This window comes from Streptomyces sp. NBC_00414 (genome assembly GCF_036038375.1).
Classification (GTDB): Bacteria; Actinomycetota; Actinomycetes; order Streptomycetales; family Streptomycetaceae; genus Streptomyces.
Genome location: NZ_CP107935.1, coordinates 8,764,904 through 8,774,308, shown reverse-complemented (window position 1 = coordinate 8,774,308; position 9,405 = coordinate 8,764,904). Strand labels below are relative to the sequence as shown.

Genomic DNA, 9,405 nt, shown 5'->3' with positions numbered 1-9,405 from the left:
CAGTTGTCCCCTGCAAATGAGAAAGCTGAATTAGTGCATGACGGTGCGCTGCTCGGCCCTGGGAAATCCATCGCGACACCGAAAGGGAACGCGACGGCAAGAATCGATTCTCCGTCTCACCATGGCACACCACCGGATCGTTGATCCAGTGAGTCGGCGATCGGTCACCGCTCGACGCGGTGACCGATCGCCGGGGAGTCTCGGATCGGAATGTTCAACTGCTGCGGGGCGGCGTTTGAACGCCCCGAGCCAGGCCGGGTGCTAGGCCGGGAGTCGGCGCGTGGCGTCGAGTTCGTACAGGTCCGTGCCCGCCAGCTGGGGCTGCTGAGCGACGGAGACGGTGAATCCGTACCGTTCGAGGAGTCCGGTGAGGCTCTTCAACCGGCCCTCCTCGTCGTGTACTTCGGCGACCACGTGGCCGATCAGTGGCCAGTGCTCTTCCTCGATGCCGGACAGGACCAGGTGCTCGGCGCGCTCCACGTCGATTTTCAGAAGGCTGATCTCGCGCAGCTCGTGGCGCCTGACCAGATCCGAGACGGTGAGCGTGGGAACTGTCAACTGGATTCCGCGGTGCAGGTCCTTGACGATTTCCCCGATGTAGTCCTCGGGAATTCCGGAGTTGCGCAGAAAGATACGGGTGTTCGCGTCGTCGGCCTGCTGGTCGGCGAACAGTCCCGAGTTTCCCGTCGACTTCGGATAGTAGGTGAAGGTGCTCTCTCCCGCGCGGTCGCTGATGGCGCCGCGTACGGCTACGGCTCCCGGCAGATGGTCGCGGAGGTTCGCCTCAAGACACGCGTACGTCGTCGGCGCGGGCTCGACGGAAATGATCCGCAGATCGGGGACCCGCCAGCCGAACATCAGCGACACGATTCCGATGTTGGCGCCGATGTCGAGGACGGTCTCGCCGGGTCGCAACGCGTCCGCGGCCGACCGGTAGAGCCCCGGGCCCGTCGCCTCCGCCCAGAGGACCTTGGCCTCGGCCGCACTGACGCAGGTGATGCCTCGCCCGTTGGGCAGCTCGTACGGGCTGGTGGCCGGAGGCGCGGTGGACCGCGCCTCCCCCGACCCCGTCGGCCCGGTCGGCCCCGTGAACCCGGTCGGCCCGGTCGGCCCCGTGAACCCGGTCGGCCCGGCCGGCCCGGCCGGCCCCGCCGGCTTCGTCGGCCCGGTCGGCTTCGTCGGCCCGGTCGGCTTCGTCGGCCCGGTCGGCTTCGTCGGCCCGGTCGGCTTCGTCGGCCCGGTCGGCTTCGTCGGCTTCGTCGGATCGGTCATGCGGACGCTCCTCCGGCGTTTCCGTTCCTCAGGCGTTCGATCTCGGTGCTCAGATAGGCGCCCACGGCCTGCGCGCCCTCGCCGTAGAAGACGTTGGAGTGCTCCCCCGGCACGTCGATGACCTCGGGGCCGCGGGTGACAGGGATCTGCCACTGTTCGAGCGTCCACTTGTACGGCTTGGGATGGTCGTCGCGCGGCATGAGCAGCACGACGCGGCCGTCGTAGTTGCGCATGCCGCGGTGCATCAGCTCGCCGTAGTAGGAGTAGGCCAGCCGGTTGGTGGCGAGGGCGCGCATGATGCGCAGGGCGTGCTTGTCGCCGTCGCGGACTCCCTGGGCGATCTCCTCGTCCGGTGCGCCGTACTTCAGGAGCCGCTTCTCGGTCCTGCGGTCGAGTGTCGTGCCGGGTTCGCCGTCGAGGGCCACCTCGATGCTGTCGAGGAGTTTGCGGTCGGACTTGCTGAAGGCCTGGCTGGGCAGGCGGCGGGCGAAGGGCTGGCGGGCCGGTGCCATGAGGTAGACGCCGGCGACGTCCTTGCCCATGGCGGTCAGCTGGCGGGCCATCTCGAAGGCGACGTACGAGCTGCCGGACTGGGCGGTGAGGACATACGGCCCGTCCTTCTGGATGCGCAGCACCTCGCCGATGTATGTGGTCGCCATCTCCTCGACCGACGTGGGCTGCGCGTCCTCGCCGGTCAGTCCGCGTTCCTGAAGGCCGTAGAACTGCTGGCCCTCGCCGAGATGCCCGGCGACCTCGGCGAACGCCGCGACCTCGCCGGTGAGGGTGTGGACGGCGAACACGGCGGGCAGGACCGTGCCGGCGCGGACGGTCACCGCCGACCGCACCTCGGGGTCCTCGGTGTGGATCTGGATGAGCGGTGCGGCGGCCGCGATCGTCGGGTGGTCGAAGAGGTCGCCGACGCTGATGTCGTGCCCGGCGCTGCGGATGCGGCCGACGATCTGGGTGACCAGCAGTGAATTGCCGCCCAGCTCGAAGAAGTTGTCGTGGGCTCCGATGCGTTCGATGCCGAGGATCTCGGACCACACCTCCGCGAGCAGTTGCTCGGCCGCGCCGGACGGGGCGACGTACTCGGTGCTGGTGGAGCGGACCGTCTCGGGTTCCGGCAGCGCCGCCTTGTCGACCTTGCCGTTCGTCGTGAGGGGCAGCCGGGACATCTCCGTGAAGGCCGCCGGGACCATGTAGTCCGGGATGCTGCGCAGCAGTGCCTCGCGCAGGTCGGCGGCCTCGGGGATGCCCTGGCTGTGGTCGGCCGGCACCAGGTAGGCGGCCAGCTTGCGGTCCGCGCTCTGTCCGTAGGCCGTCACGACCGCCGTCCGCACCGCCGGGTGGGCGGCGAGGACCGCCTCGATCTCGCCGGGCTCGACCCGGAACCCGCGGACCTTGACCTGGTCGTCGGTGCGGCCGACGAACTCCAGCTGCCCGTCGGCCAGCCAGCGCGCCTGGTCGCCCGACCGGTACATGCGCGCGCCGTCGCCGACGAACGGGTCGGCCAAGAACCGCTCCGCACTCAGTGCGGCACGGCCCAGGTATCCCCGCGCCACACCCAGCCCGCCGATGTGCAGCTCGCCGGTCGTGCCGACGGGCACCGGGCGGAGTTGCTCGTCGAGCACGTAGACGCGGGTGTTGGCGATCGGGCCTCCGATGGGAGGACCGCCGGGGTTCTGGGTTCCTGCCGCGGCTTCGTACGTCCCGAGGGCGTCGCCGGTAGCGCGGGTGTCGAGAGTGGCGATGCTCGCGCACACCGTGGTCTCGGTGGGCCCGTACGCGTTGAGCAGCCGGTGTTCGTTCCGCCACGCGGCGGCCGTCGCCGTCTCCAGGCGTTCGCCGGCCGTCACCAAGGTGCGCAGCCCTGTCAGGTCGCCGGGCCGCAGCACCGCAAGGAGTGACGGCGGAAGAGTCGCCACCCGTACCTGTCGTCGCCTGATGAGCGCGGCCAGCGCTTCGGGTTCGGCGCGCTCCTGAGCGGTGGCCACCACCAGCGTGCCGCCGGATCCCAGTGTCACGCACACCTCGGAGACGGCTGCGTCGAACCCGAACGGCGCGAACTGCACCACCGCGTCCCCGGACCCGACACCGAACGCCTTCGACTGCGCCCGCACCAGATTCACCACACCGCGATGAGCGACCTGCACACCCTTCGGCCGCCCCGTCGAACCCGACGTGTAGATCACATACGCCAACTGATCCGTGTGTACGGCGACTTCGGGCGAGGTCGTCGGGTGAGCGGCGAGCTCTGCCACGACATCCGGGGCGTCCACGACGACCGTCCGCAGGCGTCCCACCGGCAGCTCGTCCACGAGTTCCTCGGTGCCCAGCAGTAGCGTCGCCCGGCTGTCCGCCAGCATGAAGCCGAGCCGGTCCGCCGGGTACTCCGGGTCCAGCGGCAGATAGGCCGCTCCGGCCTGCCACACCGCGAGCATCGCCACGACCATGTCGAGCCCGCGCGGCAGGCACAGTCCGACCACCGACTCGGAGCCCACACCCGCTCCCCGCAGATAGTGCGCAAGCCGGTTGGCACGCTGCAACAACTCGTCGTACGTCAGGGTCTGTTCGCCCGATGCGAGGGCCACGGCGCCCGGCGTCGTGGATGCCCACTCTGCGATCAGCTCGTGCACTCCTGCCGCCGCGGGCAGTTCCTCGGCCGTGTCGTTCCACTCGTGCACCAGGCGCCGGTGTTCGGCCTCGGTCAGCATCGGCAGCTCTTCCACCGGCTGCTCGGCGTCCTCGCCCACAACTCCCAGCAATGTCACCATGTGCCCCGCAATCCGCTCGACCGTCACCGCGTCGAACAGAGCGGTGCTGTACTGGATCTCGCCGGTCAGGACGCCGTTGTCCTCCCCGAGCGTCACAACCATGTCGAACTGCACCGGCAGCAGTCCCGTGCCGGTCTCGACGCGCATGCCGACCGCGCCACGTGATGCGCCGTTGTCGCCAGTGCCGCTGTCCCTGTCCCTGTTCCTGCCCTTGCCCTTGCCCTTGTCCCTGTCCCTGTCATGGGTGTCGGCCGCGCCGGTCCCGTCGCTGCGATCGACGTCACCATCGCCATCGCCATCGCCGGAATAGGACGTCCGGGCGGCTCCCGCCGTGTAGTTGAAGGACACGCGGGTGAGCGGGCTACGAGTACGGTCCCGCACATCCGCCAAGGCGTCCACCACCTGCTCGAACGGCAGCTCCTGGTGCGCGTACGCCCCGAGCGCCGTCTCCCGCACGCGGCGCAGCACCTCGGTGAAGGATGGAGTGCCGGACAGGTCCGTCCGCATGACCAGGGTGTTGACGAAGAACCCGATCAGGTCCTCGGTCTCGGCCCGGTTCCGGTTGGCCACCGGCGTGCTCACGACGACGTCGTCCGACTCGGTGTAGCGGCCCATGAGGATGTCGAAGGCGGCGAGCAGCGTCATGAACATCGTCGTGCCGTGCTCACGCGACAGCGCCCGCAAGGCGTCCGCGGTCTCCTCCGGGACGGTGAACCTCGCCACCGACCCCTCCGTGGAGCGGACTGCCGGCCGGGGCCGATCGGTCGGCAGCTCCAGCTTCTTCGCGCCCGTCAACTGCTGCCGCCAGTAAGTGATTTGCTCGTCCCGCACGTCACCGGACAGCCAACTCCGCTGCCAGGCGGCGACATCGGCGTACTGGACAGCCAGCGGTGGCAGCGGATTCGCCTCACCAGCTTTGAACGCCCGGTACAGGACGGAGAACTCGCGCTGCAGGACGCCGTCCGACCACTCGTCGAAGACGACGTGGTGCATCGCGAGGACGAGTACGTGGTCGTCCTCGGCCAGCCGGACAAGGGTCGCTCGGAGGAGAGGCCCGGCGGCGAGGTCGAAGGGCGTCAGACCGTCCTTGATGATCAGGCCGTCCGCCTCCCCTTGCGGATCCTCACTGCCGGACACATCCAACAGCGGAAGGGGTACGGAGGTCGGCGCGTCGATGAGCTGACGCGGTACGCCCTCGGTGTCGGCCACCAGACGGGTGCGGAGCACCTCGTGCCGGGCAACGACCGCGTCCAAGGTGGCGCCGAGCGCCGGAAGGTCGATGTCACCGGTCAGGCGCAGACGGGTCGACATGTTGTACTCCGGCGAGCCGGGCTCCAGCTGGTCCAGGAACCACAGTCGCTGCTGCGCGAACGACAGCGGCAGCGCTTTGTCGCGGGCGACCGGAACGAGCGGGGGCGCCGCCGACCGGGCGGAGTCGTCGATCAGGATCGCCAGCGCGCGGACGGTGGGGGCGTCGAACAGGTCCGCGAGGGACACCTCGACCCCGAACGCCTCCCGGATGCGGGAGACCGCGAGCGTGGCGAGGAGGGAGTGCCCGCCGAGGTCGAAGAAGCTGTCCGTGGCACCGACCCGCTCCACACCCAGCACCTGGGCCCAGATCCCGGCGAGAAGTTCCTCGGTGGCCCCCACCGCGGCGACGTACTCGTTGTCCGGCCGTAGGGACTGCGGCTCGGGCAGGGCGGCCCGGTTGATCTTTCCGTTCGGGGTCAGCGGCAGGGCCGAAAGCTCGATGAACAACGACGGAATCATGTAGTCGGGCAGGGACCGGCGCAAGCGCTCGCGCAGCACCTCCGGGGCAGGGATGCCCTGGGCAGGATCGGCGGGCACCAGATAGGCCACCAGACGGCGATCGCCACCCTGCCCGTGTGCGGTCACCACCGCCGCACCGACCTGCGGATGGCCGGTCACAGCGGTCTCGATCTCGCCCGGCTCGATCCGGAAGCCCCGCACCTTCAACTGATCGTCCGCCCGGCCCAGGAACTCCAGGCGGCCGTCGGCCAGCCACCGCACCCGGTCGCCGGTCCGGTACAACCGGCCTCCATCTGCGGCGAACGGGTCCGCCACGAACCGCCCGGCTGTCAGCTCGCGCCGACCGAGATAGCCACGCGTCACCCCGGCACCGCCGATGAACAGCTCCCCCGGCACGCCCACCGGCACGGGAGCCAGTCGCTCGTCCAGCACGTACACCCGCGTATTCGCGATCGGTGCACCGATACCGGGTACGCCCCCCTCGACGGGCTCGCACGCCGACCAGATGGTGGTCTCGGTCGGCCCGTACATGTTCCACACCGACGCGGTCCGCTCCACCAACGCCGCCGCCAACGACACCGGCAACGCCTCACCCCCGCACAACGCCCGCAAGCCGGGCACACCGTCCCAGCCGTCCGACACCAGCATCTGCCACGTCGCCGGCGTCGCCTGCATCACCGTCGCACCCACCCGCACCAACTCACCCGCCAGTGCGGCGGGCACTCCTGCCACCTCACCGCCGGCCACCACGACCCGGGCACCCGACACCAGCGGCAACCACAACTCAAGCCCCGCAATGTCGAAGCCCAGCGTCGTCACCGCCAACAGCACATCGTCACCGCTCAACCCGGGACGCTCAGCCATCGCCGTCAGGAAATTGACCAAGTTGCCGTGCGAGACCTGCACACCCTTCGGCCGCCCCGTCGACCCCGACGTATACAACACATACGCCAACTGGCCAGTCTCTATCGCCACTTCAGGAGCCGTCACGGGATACCCGGCCAGCGTCTCCACCATCGCCGGATCGTCCAGCCAGAGCGCCGACTCCACCTCAGCCCTCGCCACCAGACCCGCAGCAGCAGCCCGATGCCCGACCAGCACCGACGCCCCACTGTCCGCCAGCATGAACTCCAACCGCTCCACCGGGAACTCCGGATCCAACGGCAAATACGCTCCGCCCGCCTGCCACACCGCCAACGCCGCGACAGCCAGATCCACCCCACGCTCCAGGCACAACGCCACCACCGACTCCGCACCCACACCAAGCCCCCGCAGGTGACGCGCCAACCGGTTCGCCCGCGCCACCAGCCCGCCATACGTCAGCGACACCTCACCCGACACGACAGCCACCGCATCCGGCACCACACCCGCCCGCCCGGCAATCCACTCATGCACACCGGCCACCGACACCGGCAAAGCCACCACCGTGTCATTCCAGCCCCGCGTCAGCTGATCCACCTCGTCTGGGGCCAGCAGCGGCAGCTCAGCCACCCGCTGATCCGCATCAACGGCGACCGACTCCAGCAGCCGCACCAGATGCCCCGCCATCCGCTCCACCGTCACCGCATCGAACAACGCCGTACTGAACTGGATCCCTGCCTTGAGCGTCCCGTCACCGGCTTCCTCGACCATCACCCAAAGGTCGAACGGCACGGCGACCTGACCGGCCTGTGCGTCAGGTTCCCCATCGACATCGGCGGCGCCTCGAACGGCCTCTCCGTCTCCGGCTCCGTAGCTGAAGAAGACCTGGAACAGCGGGGTACGGGACCGATCCCGTTCGGTGACAAGTTCGTCGACGAGCTGCTCGAACGGCAGATCCTGATGCGCGTACGCACCCAACGCGGTCTCCCGCACCCGCCCCAGCACATCCCCGAACGACGGATCACCGGAGAGATCTGCTCGCATGACCAATGTGTTGACGAAGAACCCGATCAGGTCCTCCGTCTCGGCACGGTTCCGGTTCGCCACCGGCGTGCCCACCACCACATCCTCCGACCCGGCATACCGCCCCAGCAGGACATCGAGTGCGGCAAGCAGCGTCATGAACATCGTCGTGCCGCGCTCGCGCGACAGCGCCCGCAGCGCGTCGGCCGTCTCCGCCGGGACGGTGAACGGAGCCATCGCTCCTTCGGCGGACCGCACCGGCGGACGCGGCCGGTCCGTGGGCAGCTCCAGTACGGGGATATCAGCCAAAGCGGCTTTCCAGTAGGCGCGTTGGCCTTCCAACACCTCCCCGTCCAGCCACTGCCGTTGCCATGCCGCGAAGTCCGCGTACTGCACCGACAGCGGCGGCAGCGGATCCGGCTGACCCGCACGGAACGCCTCGTACAACGCGGACAACTCACTGCGCAGGATCCGCGCCGACCACTCGTCGGACACCACGTGATGCGTCAGCAGGGCAAGCAGGTGCTGATCCTCGTCGAGCCGGATCAGCGTGCCCCGGATCAGTGGGCCTGCCGCCAGATCGAAGGGTGCCGTCGCGTCCGCCAGTGCCAGCCGCTCGGCCTCCCGCACGGGGTCGAAGCAGTCGGACACGTCCACCACCGGCAGCGGGAACGCCCTCGCCGGGTCGATCACCTGGTGGGGCGCGCCGTCGGGACCGGCCACGAGACGGGTCCGCAGCACTTCGTGCCGCGCCACCACCGCGTCCAGGGCCGCATCCAGGGCGGCAACGTCCAGGTCCCCGTCCCACGGCACGTACAGCGGCAGGTTGTACTCGACCGAGCCGGGTTCGAGCTGGTCCAGGAACCACAGCCGCTGCTGCGCGAACGACAGCGGCAAGGGTTCGTCCCTGCTGACGATCGTCCACTCCGGCTCCGCCCCACCCGGGCCCACGGCATCGAGCGCCGCCCCCAGCCCGGCGATCGTCGGGCGATCGAAGAGGGTCGCTAGGGCCAGCTCGACGCCAAATACCTCCCTGACTCGGGAGATGACCTGGGTGGCGAGCAGCGAGTGTCCGCCCAGCTCGAAGAAGTTGTCCGTGGATCCGACCCGGTCCACGCCCAGCAGGTACTGCCAGATGCCCGCCAGAAGCTCCTCGGAAGCGGTGGCAGGGGCCACGAAGCCAGCCAGCTCCGGGCGCACACCGTCCGGCTCGGGCAACGCGGACCTGTCCAGCTTCCCGTTCGGCGACAGCGGCAGGGTGGCCAGCTCGACGAACACGGCCGGGACCATGAAGGCCGGCAGACTCCGCTGGACGTGGTCCCGCAAATCATTGACCGCCGGAATGCCCTGCGTCGCGTCCTCCGGGACGAGGTACGCCACGAGCCTACGGTCCTCGGTGTCGCCGAAGGCCACGACGACGGCCGTGCGGACCTGCGGGTGGGTGGTCAGGACGGCTTCGATCTCGCCGGGTTCGATACGGAAGCCGCGGACCTTGACCTGGTCATCCGCCCGCCCGATGAAATCGAGGGTGCCGTCGGCAAGCCAGCGGGCCCGGTCACCCGAGCGATACATCCGGGTGCCGTCCGCGGTGAACGGGTCCGGCAGGAAACGCTCGGCAGACAGGACGGGCTGGGCACGGTAACCGCGGGCCACCTGCGGACCCGCGATGAACACCTCACCCACCACGCCGACCGGGACCGGGTTG

Annotated in this window: 2 protein-coding genes (1 of these 2 running past the window's edge); both read right to left on the bottom strand. The window is 69.5% G+C overall.

All coding sequences use genetic code 11. The annotated features are described in order from the left end of the window. Window positions 1-261: 261 nt before the first annotated feature. Window positions 262-1,272 carry an FkbM family methyltransferase gene (locus OHS59_RS38025; RefSeq protein WP_328497865.1) on the bottom strand — a complete coding sequence of 337 codons (1,011 nt, stop codon included), beginning with the start codon at window positions 1,270-1,272 and terminating at the stop codon, window positions 262-264. Then, window positions 1,269-9,405, bottom strand: the 3' portion of a protein-coding gene (locus tag OHS59_RS38020; protein ID WP_328497864.1) for a non-ribosomal peptide synthase/polyketide synthase. The gene runs 16,973 nt beyond the window's last position; only the last 8,137 of its 25,110 coding nucleotides appear in the window; its start codon lies off the right edge, out of view; it ends in the stop codon at window positions 1,269-1,271. Before OHS59_RS38020 ends, OHS59_RS38025 begins: the two co-directional genes overlap by 4 nt.